This is a genomic window from Bradyrhizobium sp. BRP19 (assembly GCF_020194195.1).
In the GTDB taxonomy this organism is placed as follows: domain Bacteria; phylum Pseudomonadota; class Alphaproteobacteria; order Rhizobiales; family Xanthobacteraceae; genus Bradyrhizobium; species Bradyrhizobium yuanmingense.
In genome coordinates, this window is the sequence record NZ_JADYVZ010000003.1 from 729,084 (window position 1) to 745,780 (window position 16,697).

Here is a 16,697-nt window from a genome sequence, read left to right on the forward strand (position 1 = left end):
AGCGGGGAGAGGTTGACCACGTCCTGGGCTGCCTATTTGGACCAAAATCTAGATTACGACTTCGCCCATTCGCCCTTGCGGAAGACGGGCACCTTGCTGCCGTCGGCCAAGATGCCGTCGATGTCGGTCTCGGCCGAGCCGATCATCCAATCAATATGGATCAGGCTCTGGTTGCCGCCTTGCGCCGCGATCTGCTGCGGCGTGAGCTGGGCACCGTTGACGAAGCATTTCGAATAGCACTGGCCGAGCGCGATGTGCGAGGCCGCGTTCTCGTCGAACAGCGTGTTGTAGAACAACAGCCCGCTCTGCGAGATCGGCGAGGAATGCGGCACCAAGGCCACCTCGCCGAGGCGCCGCGCGCCCTCGTCGGTATCGAGCACCTTGTTCAGCACCTCGGCGCCGCGCGAGGCCTTGGCGTCGACGATCTTGCCGTCCTCGAACCGCACCGCGATGTTGTCGATCAGCGTGCCCTGATAGGACAGCGGCTTCGAGCTCACGACGTGGCCGTAGACGCGGCGGCAATGCGGCGTGGTGAAGACCTCTTCGGTCGGGATATTGGCGTTGCAGCTGATGCCGTTCTTGGACAGCGAGGCGCCGCCTTCCCATTCGTGGCCGTCGGCAAGGCCGATGGTGAGATCGGTGCCGGGACCCGAGTACTGAAGCGCGCGGAAACGCTGGCCGTTGAGCCAGTTGGTGCGCTCGCGCAGCACCGCATTGTGGCTCGCCCAATTGCTGATCGCGTCCTCGCGATCGACACGGGACGCGGCGAAAATCGCGTCTGCGAGCTTGCCGACCGCAACGTCCTCGGGATCGTTCGGGAACACCAGCTTCGCCCAGGACGCGCTCGGATAGGCGATGATATTCCAGTTGGTGTCGAAATTGACGATCTTCTCCAGCGCAGGCTGATAGGCCATCGAATTGGCCTTGCTGGCGCGCGCCACCTTGGAAGGATTCTCGCCGGACAGCAACATCGGGTTGTCGCCGACGATGGCAAGCCGTGCAGTGTTGTCGGAGAACGCCTTGGCCATGCCCTCGTAGAGCCAGCCGGCGGCACGATCGAAACTGTTGTCGTGGCCGTGGCGGTAGCGCGCCAGCGTCATCTCCTCGTCCGACAGGATCGGCGTCACGAGGCCGGCGCCGGCCTTGTAGGCATGCACGGCGATCCGCCGCACCAGCGGCAGCGCGATCGCGGGCGCCGTCAGAAGCAGATCCTGTCCCGGCCGCAAGCCCAGGCCCACTTTCACCGCCACCTCGGCCAGTCGGTCGAGCTTCGCCGGATCGATGGGAGTGGAAGGATTGCGTTGATCAGTCATGCCGGGCCCTCTGCCGAAAGTCGCTCACACAATTTAAGTCTAGCATCGCGGGGCACAAGTATGCGAGCGTCTTGCGCCCTTGGAAAGATACGCAGTTTCACGCATCTTGGTTTTCAACGCGTTGCCGATGCCAGCACCCGGTCGACCATGGCGGGCGCAAGGCCGAGGTAATTTTTCGGTGAAGTGAGCGCCTCGATTGTGGCACGATCGATGTGGCTCGATATCCGTGAATCTGCGGATAGCGCGTCAGCAAGGGTCATTCCCTTCTCGTTGGCCTGACGGCAGGCGTCATAGACGACGTCGTGCGCCTCCTGCCGGCCGATCTGCGGGGCGAGGCCCATCATGACCGCTTCGGCCACAATCAGGCCGCGGCTGATGGCGAGATTGTCGTTCATCTTCGCCTCGTCCACGATGAGGCCCGCAAGCGCGAACTTCGCCTGGTGCAGCGCGCCGGCGGCCAGCACGAAGCTTTCGGGAATCGCCATCCATTCCGCGTGCCAGGGGCCGGTGGCACGCTCGAAATCCTGCACCATGGCGTCGAGCATCAGGCCGGCGTGCTGGCGCACCGCCTTGGAGGCCGCAAGCATCAGCTCCGAGGAGATCGGGTTGCGCTTCTGCGGCATGGTCGAGGAGGCGCCGCGCCCCTTGACGAAGGGCTCGTAGACCTCGGCGAACTCGGTCGAGGCCATGATCATGATGTCGAGCGCGATCTTGCCGAGAGAGCCGGTGACGAGAGCAAGGAAGTTCACGGCTTCGGCGAAGCCGTCGCGCGCGACGTGCCAGGTCGAGGCGGGAACGCCGAGCTTCAGCTCGTTGCAGAGCGCCTCCTGCACCTCGAACCCCCTGTCGCCGAGCGAAGCCAGCGTACCGGCCGCGCCGGCGAACTGACCGACCAGCACGCGCGGCTTCAGCTGCGCCAGCCGCTCGGCGTGGCGGTCGAACATCGCGAGCCAGATCGCGCTCTTGTAGCCGAAGGTCACCGGCAGCGCCTGTTGCAGATGGGTGCGGCCCGCCATCGCCGTGTCGCGATGGCGCTTCGACAGATCGGCGAGGATCTTGCGCAGCTCGGCGATGTCACGTTCGACGATCTCGAGCGCGGCGCGCAGTTGCAGCACCACGGCGGTGTCCATGATGTCCTGCGTGGTGGCGCCCCAATGCACGTAGCGGCCCGCCTCGCCGCATTGCTTCACCATTTGATGCACCAAAGGCAGGATCGGGTAGCCGACGACATCGGTCTCCTGCCTGAGCAGATCGAAGTCGAGCGCGCCGATGTCGGTCCGCGCCGCGATCGCTGCGGCCGCCTCGTGTGGGATCACACCGCACTTCGCCTCCGCCTTCGCCAGCGCCACCTCGACCTCGGCATAGCGTGCGACCGTCGCGACGTCCGAGAACACCTCGCGCATCTCAGGCGTACCGAAGGCGTCGCGAAACAGCAGGGAGTCGATCACAGTGCTGGCGGCAGGGAAAGCAGGCATGGGCGATTCTTTATGATTGGTGTTTTGTGTGGGCGACAGCTTACGCAGGCTGCGCAGCTCGGCAATGGACATTCGCAGTTTCGCCACACATTCGTCCTGCCCGGCAAGCGCGCGCCCATTGCCCGTTATCTTGGGTGCCGGAGCGAAGCGGAGGCCTCGGAGGCTGCTTCACAGCCTGCGTCCCGCACCTCAACATGACGGGATGATTGCGGTGGGAGATCTCGGCGGCCCCGACCGCAACATTCTAGTCGCGGATGTATTCCCCCGGAAAACCACATGGCTGCCATCACGCGATTGCGATGAACCAAACGCCCCCTTCGGCAGACACACGATCTTTCGACCCAAATTTCATTTTGTTTGTTTGCCCGATTTCGCAATGAGGCCCGAGTTTTCGACGTGCAGTTTCTGTTCCGGGACCACCTTCTCGATACCGACCGGCGCGAGCTGAGCCGCGAGCAGGTTCCCATTGCCGTGGAGCCGCAGGTTTTCGACCTCGTCGTCCACCTCATGCAGAACCGCGACCGGGTCGTCAGCAAGGACGAGCTGATCGACAAGATCTGGCACGGGCGCAGCGTCTCCGAATCCACCCTGACCAGCCGGATCAACGCGGCGCGCAAGGCGATCGGCGACGATGGCGCGAGCCAGTCGCTGATCCGTACCATCACCCGCAAGGGTTTTCGCTTCGTCGGCGACGTCCAGACACAAATCGGCGCGGTCGCGCCGGAGCCGGTCCGGATCGCCCCGTCCCAGGCCACCTTCGCGCTGCCGGAGCGGCCCGCGATCGCTGTGCTGCCCTTCACCAATATGAGCGGCGAGGTCCAGCAGGATTATTTCTCCGACGGTATCAGTGAGGACATCATCACGGCGCTGTCGAAGCTGCGCTGGTTCTTCGTCATCGCGCGCAACTCCTCCTTCGTCTACAAGGGCCGCGCCGTGCACATCCACGAGGTCGCGCGGGAGCTCGGGGTGCGCTACGTGGTCGAGGGCAGCGTGCGGCGGAGCGGCGAACGGGTGCGCATCTCGGCCCAGCTCAACGACGTCTCGACCGGCAGCCATCTCTGGGCCGAACGCTACGACCGGGAGCTCGCCGACATCTTCGCCGTGCAGGACGAGATCACGGAAGCGATCGTCGCCGCCATCGAGCCGCAGCTCTATGCTGCCGAAAGCTTCCGGGCCCAACAGAAGCCGCCGGGCAGCCTGGATGCATGGGACCTCGTGATGCGCGCGTTGTCGCATTATTGGCGCATCACCCGCGAGGACAATGCCGCCGCGCAGAAGTTGCTGGAAGAAGCGGTCGCGGTCGATCCCGCCTATGGCAAGGCGCTCGGCCTGCTCGCCACCAGCCATATCTTCGGCGCGCATATGGGCTGGGCCGACATGGCTGCCACCATGCCGGTCGCCGAGCGTGCGGCGCTCGCGGCGGTGGAGGCCGACCGCGAGGATGCCTGGGCCCATCACGGCCTTGCTTACACCTACCTGTTCCGCCGCCGCTTCGACGACGCGCTGGCTGAATTCGAGCTGGCCTTGCGGCTCAATCCGAATTTCGCGATGGCGCATGCCTTCCACGGCGTGACGCTGTGCTATGCCGGACGTTGGCAGGACGGCGATGCCGCCGCCCGCCGCGCGCTGCGGCTGAGCCCGCGCGACCCGCTAGCGGCGATCTATTGCGGGGTTGCGGCCTATGCCCGGTTCGTCGGCCGCGACTACGCGGGCGCCGTGCAGATGGCTCGGGAATCGATGCGCCAGCGCGGGGATTTCGTCGGCGCCCACCGCGTGCTGACGGCCGCCGCCGGCATGCTCGGCGATCCCGCCCTCGCGGCATCCGCCCTGGAAGGCCTGCGCCGCTCCCAGCCCGAGGTCTCGCTGGCCTGGATCACGCGCGAGCTGCCGATGCTGCGGGAAGAGGATCGTACGCACTATCTCGAGGGGTTGCGGCGCGCCGGAATGACGTGACGGTCGCTGGCGCGACCGCTCCGCTTGATCCCCGTGTCAGGTGCTAATCGTCGTCAGGCCCGAACAGCCTGATCTGCGGGAAGCCGCTGCGCGACCGCCCCGCGTAATCGCGCGCATCGGAATCCTCGCGGATGTTGCGCGCGACGTCATCCCAATCGGTGCGGTCGCGCAGGCCGCGCGGCTCGCGGGACTCGTAATAATAGCGGCGCTCGGCCCAGCGCTCGCGACGCTCGGCTCGGCGCCGTTCGGACGCGGCGCGCTTCACATCGGAATCCCTTGCCTTGGCATAGGCGTTATTCGGTAAGGACGACGGCTCGGTCGAGGCCTGCTGCTCGGCAGGCCTTGCGGCCTGTGGCGCAGCGGCGGGCTTCGGCGGCTCGACTGCAGCGGCTTGCGAGGGTTGCGGCGCCGGTGCGACATTCGCCTGCGTGGTTGGCGTGTCGGGTTTTGAGGGTTCAGGCTTTGCTTCGGCCTGTGCGGGCGCGGCGATCATCGCACCGAAGGCTTGCGAGCCGGTGAGATAGTTCACGCGCTCGGAGGGAGCGTTGGTGCTCACCGGCGTGGGACTTGCCGCGCGCTGCGCCATCTTGCTGGTGTCCGGCCCCTGTTTTGACGCAACCGGATTCATGATGTTGCCGGCGACGATGCCGCCACCGAGACCAATGGCGATGGCCGCGACGATGGTTCCGGCACCGACAAAATAGGCTGTCGAGGCGCGCATTTGTCCACTCCCTCTTTCGGAGCGGGCAACGCGTGGGGATTGCCAGATGTTCCTGATAAGCCGCGGCTCCTCGACGAGGAACCGCGTGCGTCAGATCTGCTGCGCGACCTTCTCAAGCCCGATGAGGCGAGCGAGCTTGCGCACTTCTTCCTTCTGGTCGTCGCGAAGCTGGAACAACAGCGGCATCGCGGCCGACTTCAGCTGCTGCACCTCGTCGCAATTCGGATCGATCTGTGCGCTGGGCGGTGCATTCGGATTCGACAGCCTGTTCGCCTGGATCTTGCGCGCGACGTTGCGCAGCGCGGTCTCGACCGAGGGCCAGTAATATTCCTGAGACGAGGAGAGTTTCAGGCGATCCCTGATGCCTGCGATCTGCACGTCGGACAGCAGCGAGTAGGATTTTTGCGGCTGCGGCTTGGCGACGACTTTCGGCTTGGCCGGAACTTCGACGGCCGGAACCTCGGTCGCGGCGGGCGCCTCGTGCGCGCTCGGCTTCGGCATCGGAAAATCGGAGGGGGTGGCGGCGGCGAAGGCCTGACGCAGCGGCTCGGTCAGGACCGGTGCCTGCGCCAGCTTGTCGGCGGCAACCTGGACCGGCTCAATCGCGGCCGAGGCCAGCGCGAGCGTCGGAACCAGACGGTCGGCCTTGGCGGCGCGGTTGGTTGCGAGCGGCTTGGCTGGGGGCGTCTCGGCGATCATCGCGGCGCTGACGCTGGGAACGCTGTCGCGGCCGAGGATGGCGGTGGTGGCGGCGCCGAGGACGAGGAAACAGGTCAGCGCGACGATGGTGATGGCTTTGGACAAACGTCTCTCCGCGTCCGACTTCAAGTCCACGTGATCACTGCCCGGAAACTGGGCGATAATTAAGGCTGAACCGTGCTATTGCGGCGGCAATCGCGCGGACTAAGGCGACATCGCCCGGAAACCCCCAACGAAATCAGGCTGCTGCCGCAAGGTCATAGGCATCCTGGATGTCGGCGACGATCTCCGAGGCTTCCCAGACCGCGCGCGGCTCGACCGATTGCAGCGTCACCGTCCAATTGCCGCCGCGGCGGGTCCGGGGGATGCTGACGATGTCAAACCGGACGTTGCGGCACAGCGGGTGGCGGGCCAGCGCATGGGCGACGCGGACGCGGATCTCGTCCAGGGTCGCGGCCGTTTTGCCGTTGAGATAATTGAAGTCCATCGCCTGTCCCTCTCGTCCTGATTGGCGGCCACAAGAGGGATTCTTGGCTGGCGATGGTTAATCCGCCGTTAAGTGGGATGGGCCGGAGGCATACGGGATTAACCCTGCCCGATCCGCTGTGGGAGAGGCGACGACGCTACCGCCCACTCGCCTCCCGATATTCGGCGATCGTCTGCGCAACGAGATCCTCGACCGCGAGCACATCGGTGACACCCGAGGTCGAATGCCCGCCGCTCCAGATATCGCGCCAGCGCTTGGGGCGGCTGTCGCGGGCGGCGACGTCGATATCCTCAGTGATATTGATCGCGCCGCGCGCCGGCAGATTGTCGGGATCGAGCCCGGCGGCCGCGATCGATGGCCTCAGCATGCTGGTCTGCAAGCCCGTGAACGCGGTGGTGAGCAAGATGTCGTCGGCGCTGCTCTCGACCAGCATCTGCTTGTGACGCTCGTCCGCCATGCTCTCACGCGTCGCGATGAACTTCGTGCCCATATAGGCGAGATCGCAGCCGAGCACTTCGGCGGCACGCAGCGCGCGACCGTCGCTGATTCCGCCCGCGAGCACGATGATGCCGTCGTAGAATGCGCGCACCGCACGGACGAAGGCGAACGGGTTGAGCCAGCCGGTCTGGCCGCCGGCACCGGCAGTGAGCAGGACCAGCCCGTCCGCCCCCGCTTCCGCGGCGCGTTCGGCATGGCGGATCGAGGCCACGTCCGCCAGCACCAGCGCACCGGCGTCGTGCAGCGGCTTCAAGACTGGCGCGGGCGAGCCGACCGACGTGATGACGATCTCCGGCTTGTGCCGCAGCAGCACGGCGAGATCCTGCTCCAGCCGCGCGTTTGAGCGGTGCACGATCAGGTTCGGACAAAGCGGCGCGGCCCGGCGGCCGGCCTGATCTTCGTGCCATCGCAAACGCGTCTCGATCTCGGTGAGCCATTCATCGAGCTGTTCCGCGCCACGGCAATTCGCGGTGGGAAAGCTGCCGATCACCCCGTTGCGGCAGGCCGCGACCATGAGCTCGACGCCCGATACCAGAAACATCGGCGCCGCGATCAGCGGCAGAGCAAGACGATCGCGGAAGCGTTGCAGTCGATCCGATGGCATGCATGCCTCCCTCGCGCGGGCTTTGTGGTTTCCTCCCGCAGTCTCTGTGCTAGCGTCGTCAGCAACATTGGCACGCCATAAGCCGGTGACAAAGCAACGAGGAAACATATGCCTGATCCGCTCCACGCATCATCCCCGGCTTGTGCGCAGACGCTACGGGCGCTGTCGCGCTATCCCGACCGCATTGCTTTCGCCTGGCCCGAGGGATCGCTGAGCTATCGGGGTGCCATCGACCTGATCGGACGGATCCAGGGCGTGTTCATGCGGCTCGGCTTGGAGCCCGGCGCCCGCGTAGCCTTCCTCACCGCGAACCGCGCCGACAGCTGGTGCGCCGGCGTCGCCGCCCAATTGGCCCGCCTCTGCATCACCTGGCTCCACCCTCTGGGCTCGCTGGAGGACCAGCTGTTTCAGCTCGAGGATTCCGAAGCCGAGATGCTGGTGGTGGATGCGGCCGCCTTCCGCGACCGCGGCGGCGAGCTCGCCGCGAAGGCCGGCCGGCTCAAGGCGGTCTTCAACATGGGACCGGCCGGCTACGGCGTCGATCTGCTGGCGGCGGTCGAGAGTGCGGGGCACGCCAGCGCACAGTGCCTCGCCGGCTCCGACGATCTCGCCACACTGAACTACACCGGCGGCACCACCGGAAAATCCAAGGGCGCGCTGCGCTATCACCGCGAAAATGCCGGCGCCGCCGGCGCGATCCTGGCCGACTTCGAGATCCCCGAGGCTGCGCGCTACCTCACGGTCGCGCCGATCAGCCATGTCGCGGGCACGAAGGTGCTGCCGACCCTGATGCGCGGCGGCACCGTGCACATGCTGAAAGGCTTCGATCCCGAAGCCGTGCTGTCAACGATCGCACGCGAGCGCATCAACTTCACGCTGTTCGTTCCGACCATGATCTATGTGCTGCTCGATCAGCCCGCGCTCGGCAAGACCGACCTCTCCTCGCTCGAGCTCGTGCTCTATGGCGCCTCCGCGATGTCGCCGAGCCGACTGCTGGAGGGCATCGAACGCATCGGCCCTGTGTTCTCGCAGCTCTACGGGCAGACCGAATGCTATCCCGTCTCGGTGCTGCGCAAGGCCGACCACGATCCCCAGCGGCCGGAGCTGTTCCTGTCCTGCGGCTTCCCGATCGCGGCCTGCGAGGTCAAGATCCTCGACGACAACGACCAGGAGGTGAAGACGGGCGAGGCCGGCGAGATCTGCGTGCGCGCGCCGCATGTGATGGCGGCGTACTGGAAGCGGCCCGATATCACCGCCGAGACGCTGAAGAACGGCTGGGTCCACACCGGCGACATCGCACGTCAGGACGAGCGCGGCTACATGTTCATCCTCGACCGCAAGAAGGACATGATCGTCACAGGCGGCTTCAACATCTTCCCCCGCGAGGTCGAGGACGTCCTGTCGCAGCACGCGGACGTGGCGATGGTCGCGGTCGTCGGCATTCCCGACGAGAAATGGGGCGAAGCCGTCACCGCCATCGTCGTCCCGCGCGAAGGGACGAACCCCAATCCGGACGAGCTGATCAACCTGGTGAAGACGCGGAAGGGCTCGGCGCATGCGCCCAAGCAGATCCAGTTCGTCAAGCAATTGCCGATGACCGGCGTCGGCAAGGTCGACAAGAAGGCGCTGCGCGCGGGCTTTTGGAGCGGGCGAGACCGGATGGTGGGGTAAATACTCCGGAATTCTACGGTGTCGTTGTTGCTTCGGCACCACAGCCCGCAACGGAGTCTGCGACGGCGATGCCCGCGCAATTGCCGGCGAATCAGGGAATCAACTAGACCGCTGACGGGGCTGGGAAGCGGAGAGTGAAATGAGAGTCGCTTCCCTGGAAAGTGCAGTCGCCGCGATCACGTTGATCACGGCCATCATCGTGGTGCTGTGGGGGATCAAGATCTTCTACGGTGTGTGAACTGGCAGGATGCCCTGGTCGAACACGACCTTGCATCCCTTCCGCGGCGGCGGAAGTCTGCCGTTCAATCCCGCGATGCGCGAGATAGCTCTCACACGATCGGTGTCATCGCCCGGCTGATCGCACATAGCGCCTCTCACCGCTTCTCGATCACGAGGCTCTGCACCGCGCGGCCGAAATAGCCTTGGCGGTCGGCGAGGCGTGACATCGCAAGGCCCGCGCCGTCGGGGCCGATCCAGGAATCGCCGTCGAGCAGGATCCACTCGCCGACCGGCTGGCGTGCAAAGCTCACGGTGAGGTCGGCGTTGATGTAGGTCCAGGCACGGAAGTCGAGCGTCGAGGCGGTGCCGTTGGAGAAATCGGCGGCGACCACGGCGCGCATCGCCTGCGAGACGGCCTCGCCTTCGATCAGCGGATGGTCGACACGAAACCAGATCGCGCCGGCGCCGGCCTGGCCGAAGCGGCCGCGCGCGGCGCGCATCGAGACCGATCGCACGAACGGGCTGGTGGCGGCGTGACCGTCCTCGACCAATGAATCCTCCGGCGACGGCAACGTGACCGGAAGTTCCTCGACCTCGTCGGGCAGCGTCAGCGCCTGGCGCCGGATCTTGAGCACGGTGGCGCCGACCACCTGCACGCCGTCGGCGAGCAGCTTGATCCCGCAGAGCTGGATCTTGCGGCCCTCGCGCAAGATTTCGGTGGCGATCGTGAGCGGCGCCACCGGTACCGGGCGCATCAGATCGATGGTCACGCGCGCGACATCCATCGGCACCGCCGCAGGGATGCGCTCAGCCGCCCATGTCACCAGCGATGCCGGTGCCGAGCCGTGCTGCATGCGCCGGTCCCAGGGGCCGGCTGCATCGGGGCTGGTGACGACGTCGTTGCCGTCGACGCGGTAAATGGGGGGCATGCAGCACTCGATCTGGGTGCGATCACAACGGCGGATCGATCGCTTCGTCGTATTCCTTCTTGAAGCGCGCGATCAGCTCGGCCGCCGGCACGACCTTGTCGATGCTGCCGATGCCCTGGCCGCTTCCCCAGATCTCCTTCCAGGCCTTCGGCTTGGCGCGCTCGCCGGAGGCGTCGGTGCCGAAGTTCATCTTGGAGGGATCGGACGTCGGCAGATTTTCGGGGTCCATGCCCGCCGCCAGGATCGAGGGCTTCAGATAATTGCCGTGCACGCCGGTGAAGAGATTGGAATAGACGATGTCGTCGGCGCTCGAGCCCGCGATCATCTCCTTGTACTTCTCGACCGCATTGGCCTCCTTGGTCGCAATGAAGGCCGAGCCGATATAGGCGAAGTCGGCCCCCAGGATGCGCGCGGCGCGGATCGCCTTGCCGTTGCCGATCGCACCCGACAGCGCGATCGGACCGCCGAACCATTTTCGTGTCTCGGCCACGAAGGCCAGCGGCGAGATGGTGCCGGCATGGCCGCCGGCGCCGGCCGCGACCAGGATCAGGCCGTCGGCGCCCTTCTCGATCGCCTTGTGCGCGAATTTCTGGTTGATCACGTCGTGGAAGACGATGCCGCCCCAGCCGTGCACGGCCTGGTTCAGCTCCTCGCGGGCGCCGAGCGACGAGATGATCATCGGCACCTTGTACTTGGCGCAGAGCTGCATGTCGTGGTCGAGCCGGTTGTTCGACTTGTGCACGATCTGGTTGACCGCGAACGGCGCCGACGGCCTGTCGGGATGGGCGCGGTCATAGGCCGCGAGCTCTTCGGTGATCCGCGCCAGCCATTCGTCCAGCAGCTCCGGCGGCCGCGCATTCAGCGCCGGAAACGAGCCGACCACACCCGCCTTGCACTGCGCGATCACGAGATCGGGCACCGAGATGATGAAGAGCGGCGAGCCGATCACGGGGATCGACAGGCGGCCCTTGAACAAGGCAGGCATGGACATTGCGGTACGATCCTCTCAGCCGGTCAAATTGAAGTTGGGAGCCATACCAACAAGGCAATCTTTCCACTGTCAAGTATTGCGTTTTGGCGCCGCAGCGGAGGCCATTGCCGCAATTCCAAGCAGCGGAATTCCTTCACCCGTCATTCCGGGGCGAGGCGGAGCGTCGAGCTATGATGCGCGATTGCGCATCAGAGAATCCATCGGGCGTCAGCACGCGTGGCGAAATGGATTCCGGGCTCGCGCTTCGCGCGCCCGGAATGACAGCGACCGCCTACCCGATCAAATCCGGGTTGATCAGCCGCTCGAACGAGAACATCTCGTCCCACTTCTCCTGCGTCAGCAGCTTGCGTTCGGTCACGACGATCTGGTGCAGCGACTTGCCGGTCTTGTAGCCTTCGCGCGCGATCTCGGCGCATTGCTTGTAGCCGAGCAGCGGCTTCAGCACCGTGACGATGCCGAGCGAGTTCAGCACCATGTTGCGGGTGTGCTCCTCGTTGGCGGTGATGCCGACGACGCAATTCTCGCGCAGGCTGTTGACCGCGCGCTCCATGGTGCGGATCGAGAAGAACAGCGCGAAAGAGATCACCGGCTCCATCACGTTGAGCTGGAGCTGGCCGGCGCTTGCCGCCAGCGTCACCGTGGTATCGAGGCCGATGACGAGGAAGCTGGTCTGGTTGACGACTTCGGGAATGACCGGATTGACCTTGCCGGGCATGATCGAGGAGCCCGGCTGAAGCTGTGGCAGGTTGATCTCGTTCAAGCCCGCGCGCGGACCGGAAGCGAGCAGACGGATGTCGTTGCAGATTTTCGTCAGCTTGCTGGCCGTGCGCTTGAGAACGCCGGAGAGCTGCACATAGGCGCCGGTGTCCGAGGTCGCCTCGACGAGATCGCCGGCGAGGATGAAATCGACGCCTGTGAGCGCGCTGAGGTGCCGGACGGCGAGCTTGGGATAACCGACCGCCGCCGTGACGGAGGTGCCGATCGCGGTGGCGCCGAGATTGATCTCGCGCAGCAGCGCGCGCGCTTCCGAGATGCGGTCGACCTCCTCGCCGATCGTGGTGCCCCAGCCCCGGAATTCCGCGCCGAGTGACATCGGCACCGCGTCCTGCAGATGCGTGCGGCCCATCTTCAGCACCCGCTCGAACTCGCGTCCCTTGGCGAAGAAGGCTTCCTGGAGCTGACGCAACGCCGTCATGTAGCTCTCGAGCCGCAGGATCAGGGCCAGCCGAAAGGCGGTCGGATAGGTGTCGTTGGTGGACTGGCCGTAATTGACGTGATCGTTCGGACTGACGTGCTGGTAGTCACCCTTGGCAAAGCCGAGCGATTCCAGCGCGAGGTTCGCGATCACCTCGTTGGCGTTCATGTTGGTCGACGTGCCGGCACCGCCCTGGATGAAATCGGTGACGAACTGATCCATCATGTCGCCCGCGATGACGCGGTCGCAGCCGAGGATGATGGCGTCCGCGACCTTGGCGTCGATCGCGCCGAGGTCGCGATTGGCCATCGCGGCGGCCTTCTTGACGTAACCGAGCGCCTTCACGAAGTAAGGCTCCTGGTTCATCGGAATGCCGGTGATGTGGAAGTTCTCCTTACCCCGGATGGTCTGGACGCCGTAATAGATGTCGTCGGCGATCTCACGCTGTCCGAGGAAGTCCTGCTCCGTGCGGCTCATGGGCGCTCCTTGGTTCTCGCGCGCCGGCCTTCAGTTCTGGCACAGCGCGCTGGTCACGAAAGTGTCGGTGCGGCAGTCGTCCGGTTTACGTTGCCGGCCCGGGATCAGGACCTTGGCCGAGCATTTTTCCGCGGAGTCGGCGTTCAGGCTCTTGCCTTCCTTGTAGCCCTTGCCCTGGCAGAGCTGGTCGGCCGCCTGCTTGCAGTCGGGCGCGCCGTTCGCAGAGACCGGGCAGATCACGCGCCCTGACACCATGGTCGAAGGCTTGGCCAGCCGCGACAGGTCGTCCATGGTTTCACTGGGGCTTTTGATCGGCGGCAGGATCGAAGGCAGCTTGTCGAACAGCTTGCCCATTTCGTTGATCAGCCCGGGATTCTCCTCGCGCGCCGGCGGCGCCGAGGGAGCGGGCGTCGATGGCGACGGGCCGGCCTGCGCTCCCTGCTGCTGAAGGCCGAGCGCCGGCGGGGCGGATTGCGGCCGGGCCGTCCCTCCGGCAGCGAGCAGCAGCAGCAGCGCTGTCGACATCAGCGTCCCATGCCGTGCCGCCGGATTGCCGGATCGAACCATCATGACGACAACCGTAGCCGAAGCCGGCGCGGCGGCAAAGCGCCGCGGCTCTAGATCAGCTTGATGGCGATAACGAAGCCGAGCACCAGCACGATCGCGCCGAGCGCGACCCACAATCCGAGATGCCGCTCGATCCTGACCCGGATCCAGTCACCGTAGCGGTTGAGCAGGATCGCGACGACGAAGAAGCGTCCGCCGCGCGCGACGATCGAGCACAGGACGAACAGGAGGATGTTGTAGCCGGCAAAGCCCGAGGTGATGGTGACGAGCTTGTAGGGGATCGGCGTCAGTCCTTTGAGCAGGATGATGACCGCACCCCATTCCGCATAGGAGGCGCGGAAGGCGTCAACCTTGTCGGCGAGGCCGTAGACCTGGATCAGCCACTGGCCGACCGAGTCGAACAGCAGCGCGCCAATGGCGTAGCCGACGACGCCGCCGAGCACCGAAGTCACGGTGCAGATCGCGGCATAGAACCAGGCGCGCTGCGGCCGCGCCAGGGACATCGGAATCAGCATCACATCCGGCGGGACCGGAAAGAAGGAGCTTTCGGCGAAGGACACGATGCCCATGATCCAGAGCGCATAGGGCTTGTGGGCGGCGTCGATGCACCAGTCGTACATTCGTTTCAGCATGGCGCCGCGATGAAGCACCATGGGACGGATTTGTCCATCGCCAGTTTTTGAGCGATTTGTGACGTTTCTAGTGGCGCTTGCGCGCGGCACGGCCGTCGAGCGCGACAATAGGCCGCCGCGAGGCCATGCGCGGTGACGCGACTTTGGGCAATTTCGGCGGCGACTTCGGCAGTTTCTCGGCAATTCCGAGCATGTCCTCCCGCCGCGTCATTTCCCGCCAGACGTCCTCGGGGCGCACTCCGGCCGAAGCCCACAGCACGGTGAGATTGTAGAGCAGGTCGGCGCTTTCCCGGATCACGGCCTCGCTATCGCCATTGACCGCATCGATGACGACTTCGATGGCCTCTTCGGCGAGCTTCTTTGCCATTTTTGAGGGCCCACGCTGAAACAGCCGGGCCGTGCGCGATGTTGCCGGATCAAGGTCTCTGGCCGCGAGCACAGCCAGATATAGCCGCTCAAGCGAATCACTCATGGTACGCAAAACTACTCGAAACAAATGGCCGGCGTGTTAACACGCGGCAATGTAAGCAAAAAACAGGCCGCCGCGGCAAGCGCGACGGCCTGTTCGTCGATCAGAATGGCCGATCCGTCAATAGCAGCTGTAGCCGGAATAGCCGTGGGCGCAGGGGTTCTTGTAGCCGCCATAGGTGTAGCGGCGGCCCGAGTCGTAGTAATAGGGACCATAGCCGGGGCCGCTGTAATAGACCGGGCCGCCCTCGTAATAGTAACCCGGACCCGGATCATAGGCGTAGGCATTGCGGCTGGCTGCGATCGCGAGGCCGGTCGCGGCGAGGCCGAACATCGCGGCAGCAGCGGCGCCGCCGCCACCGCCATGCCAATGACGACCGCCAGCGTAAGAGGCGGTGGGTGCAGCGGCAGTCAGGGCCACCACGGCGGCCGTGGCCAGAACGGCCTTGCGGCCGACGAACTTCGAAAGGCTGTCAAACATGATCTGGACCCTCCTTGGGACCTCGATTTGTGCCTGACGACAGGCTGATGTCTGTCAAACACTCACCACCTAAGTAGGTTCCCCAATCCCAACACAAGCTGAACGGGGTTGCGTAACGATGCCGCAAGCCCGCTCATCCGCCGTTCATGTTCGCGCGCGCACGTTCGTCGCGGGCCGGCGCTTGCCAAGCGTCACGAAACCATAACAATGCGGGGCCGGCGCGACCGATGTCCGGATTCAAGACGATCGCCCTTCAGTGCCTGCTGGCCCTTGCAATCTCGTTCGCCGCATCGACCGTGCGCGAAGCAATTGCGGCCGAGAGCGGCACTCCCTCGACCGCCATCCGTTTCACCTTCGACCGTCCTATCGATGCGAGCATGGCGCCATTCTTCCTTGCGGCGAAGGACGGCAGGTTCGGCGCCGAGCATCTCAACGTGTCCTTCAACAGCGCGAGCGGATCGCCAGAGGCGCTCGCACGGCTCGCCAAAGGCGACAGCGAGCTCGCGCTCGTCGACATCAACGAGCTGATACGCTTTCGTGACAAGGACGACGCGGCGCCGGTCAAGGCCGTGTTCGTGCTGTTCGACCGCGCGCCTTACGCGATCGTCGCGCGCAAAAGCCGCGGCATCCGTCTCCTGCCCGACCTCGACGGCAAGACCGTCGGCGTTGCCGACGGCGATCTGTCGATGCGGCTGTGGCCGGCGCTGGCGCAGCAGAACGGCATCAAGGCATCGCACGTCAAATTCCACAAGATCAGTGCCGCGGTGCGCGAGCCGATCCTGTCCGCAGGACAGGTCGATGCCGTCGCCGGGTTCAGCTATCTCTCGGCGGTGAACCTGCGCGATCGCGGCGTACCCGAAGCCGATCTCGTCGTGCTGCGCTATGCGGACTACGGCTGTGAGGCCTACGGCTTTGCCGTAGTCGCCAACACCGCCTTCGCCGCAGCGAAGCCGGATGCCGTGAAAGGCTTCGTCCGCGCCTTGATTGCGGGCATCACCGCGACGGCCAGGGAGCCGGCGCGTGCGGCGGAGGAGGCCGCGAGCCGCATCGAGGACGGCGACCGCAATTTGGAGCTGAAGCGCCTGCACGCGGTCCTTGCCGACAATATCCTGACCGACGAGGTCAAGCGCTACGGCCTCGGCGGCGTCGAGCCGGCGCGCCTGGAACGTTCGATCGATCAGATCGCGCGGGACTTCAAATTCCGCAAACGGCCGACGGCTCGCGACGTCTTCGACGGCCAGTTCCTGCCGCCGCTGGCAGAGCGGCTGATCAACTGAGCAAAACTGAAAGCTTGCGCTGTATCTCGCGGCGGTCCCT

At 65.3% G+C, this 16,697-nt stretch carries 16 protein-coding genes; 3 read left to right on the top strand and 13 right to left on the bottom strand.

The window, feature by feature from the left end:
* Nucleotides 1–53: 53 nt before the first annotated feature.
* Together I6F36_RS13720 and pcaB are read right to left on the bottom strand one after the other, a co-directional pair.
* Nucleotides 54–1,313: an aminopeptidase gene (locus tag I6F36_RS13720; RefSeq protein WP_225171589.1), complete on the bottom strand. Its 1,260-nt coding sequence runs from the start codon at nt 1,311–1,313 to the stop codon at nt 54–56.
* 113 nt (nt 1,314–1,426) lie between these two features.
* Nucleotides 1,427–2,788: a 3-carboxy-cis,cis-muconate cycloisomerase gene (gene pcaB / locus I6F36_RS13725; RefSeq protein ID WP_074447728.1), complete on the bottom strand. Its 1,362-nt coding sequence runs from the start codon at nt 2,786–2,788 to the stop codon at nt 1,427–1,429.
* A 396-nt stretch (nt 2,789–3,184) separates the two neighbouring features.
* Between pcaB and I6F36_RS13730 the strand changes: the two genes are divergently transcribed.
* On the top strand, nt 3,185–4,741 hold the full coding sequence (locus tag I6F36_RS13730) for a winged helix-turn-helix domain-containing protein (RefSeq protein ID WP_225152893.1): 1,557 nt from the start codon (nt 3,185–3,187) through the stop codon (nt 4,739–4,741).
* A 43-nt stretch (nt 4,742–4,784) separates the two neighbouring features.
* Here the strand turns inward: I6F36_RS13730 and I6F36_RS13735 are convergent, their stop codons facing one another.
* The 4 genes from I6F36_RS13735 to I6F36_RS13750 all read right to left on the bottom strand — a co-directional run bounded on the left by I6F36_RS13735 (nt 4,785) and on the right by I6F36_RS13750 (nt 7,750).
* A complete protein-coding gene (locus I6F36_RS13735; protein ID WP_225126518.1) occupies nt 4,785–5,462 on the bottom strand; it encodes a hypothetical protein in 678 nt (225 codons plus the stop codon).
* Between the two features lie 90 nt (nt 5,463–5,552).
* Nucleotides 5,553–6,266, bottom strand: a complete 714-nt coding sequence (locus I6F36_RS13740; RefSeq protein WP_192893067.1) for a hypothetical protein — start codon at nt 6,264–6,266, stop codon at nt 5,553–5,555.
* A 133-nt stretch (nt 6,267–6,399) separates the two neighbouring features.
* A complete protein-coding gene (locus I6F36_RS13745; protein ID WP_035997560.1) occupies nt 6,400–6,648 on the bottom strand; it encodes a hypothetical protein in 249 nt (82 codons plus the stop codon).
* A gap of 136 nt (nt 6,649–6,784) precedes the next feature.
* Nucleotides 6,785–7,750 carry a nitronate monooxygenase family protein gene (locus I6F36_RS13750; RefSeq protein ID WP_225171590.1) on the bottom strand — a complete coding sequence of 322 codons (966 nt, stop codon included), beginning with the start codon at nt 7,748–7,750 and terminating at the stop codon, nt 6,785–6,787.
* 108 nt (nt 7,751–7,858) lie between these two features.
* Here I6F36_RS13750 and I6F36_RS13755 point away from each other — a divergent pair, with 108 nt between their 5' ends.
* A complete protein-coding gene (locus I6F36_RS13755; protein WP_225171591.1) occupies nt 7,859–9,421 on the top strand; it encodes an AMP-binding protein in 1,563 nt (520 codons plus the stop codon).
* A gap of 374 nt (nt 9,422–9,795) precedes the next feature.
* Here the strand turns inward: I6F36_RS13755 and I6F36_RS13760 are convergent, their stop codons facing one another.
* The 7 genes from I6F36_RS13760 to I6F36_RS13790 all read right to left on the bottom strand — a co-directional run bounded on the left by I6F36_RS13760 (nt 9,796) and on the right by I6F36_RS13790 (nt 15,380).
* Nucleotides 9,796–10,569: a thioesterase family protein gene (locus I6F36_RS13760; protein ID WP_035997551.1), complete on the bottom strand. Its 774-nt coding sequence runs from the start codon at nt 10,567–10,569 to the stop codon at nt 9,796–9,798.
* 22 nt (nt 10,570–10,591) lie between these two features.
* Nucleotides 10,592–11,560, bottom strand: coding sequence for a nitronate monooxygenase family protein (locus I6F36_RS13765; protein ID WP_225111599.1), 969 nt, complete (start codon nt 11,558–11,560; stop codon nt 10,592–10,594).
* A 271-nt stretch (nt 11,561–11,831) separates the two neighbouring features.
* A complete protein-coding gene (locus tag I6F36_RS13770) occupies nt 11,832–13,232 on the bottom strand; it encodes an aspartate ammonia-lyase (protein WP_035997546.1) in 1,401 nt (466 codons plus the stop codon).
* Between the two features lie 30 nt (nt 13,233–13,262).
* Nucleotides 13,263–13,802, bottom strand: coding sequence for a hypothetical protein (locus I6F36_RS13775; RefSeq protein ID WP_035997543.1), 540 nt, complete (start codon nt 13,800–13,802; stop codon nt 13,263–13,265).
* Nucleotides 13,803–13,849: 47 nt separating this feature from the next.
* Nucleotides 13,850–14,452 carry a YqaA family protein gene (locus I6F36_RS13780; protein WP_081492862.1) on the bottom strand — a complete coding sequence of 201 codons (603 nt, stop codon included), beginning with the start codon at nt 14,450–14,452 and terminating at the stop codon, nt 13,850–13,852.
* Nucleotides 14,453–14,498: 46 nt separating this feature from the next.
* Nucleotides 14,499–14,903, bottom strand: a complete 405-nt coding sequence (hisE, locus tag I6F36_RS13785; protein WP_036036484.1) for a phosphoribosyl-ATP diphosphatase — start codon at nt 14,901–14,903, stop codon at nt 14,499–14,501.
* Nucleotides 14,904–15,020: 117 nt separating this feature from the next.
* On the bottom strand, nt 15,021–15,380 hold the full coding sequence (locus I6F36_RS13790; RefSeq protein ID WP_225126523.1) for a hypothetical protein: 360 nt from the start codon (nt 15,378–15,380) through the stop codon (nt 15,021–15,023).
* Nucleotides 15,381–15,607: 227 nt separating this feature from the next.
* On the opposite strand from I6F36_RS13790, the gene I6F36_RS13795 reads away from it, so the two are divergent.
* Complete coding sequence (locus I6F36_RS13795; RefSeq protein WP_225126525.1) at nt 15,608–16,657, top strand: ABC transporter substrate-binding protein; 1,050 nt, start codon at nt 15,608–15,610, stop codon at nt 16,655–16,657.
* Nucleotides 16,658–16,697: the final 40 nt, after the last annotated feature.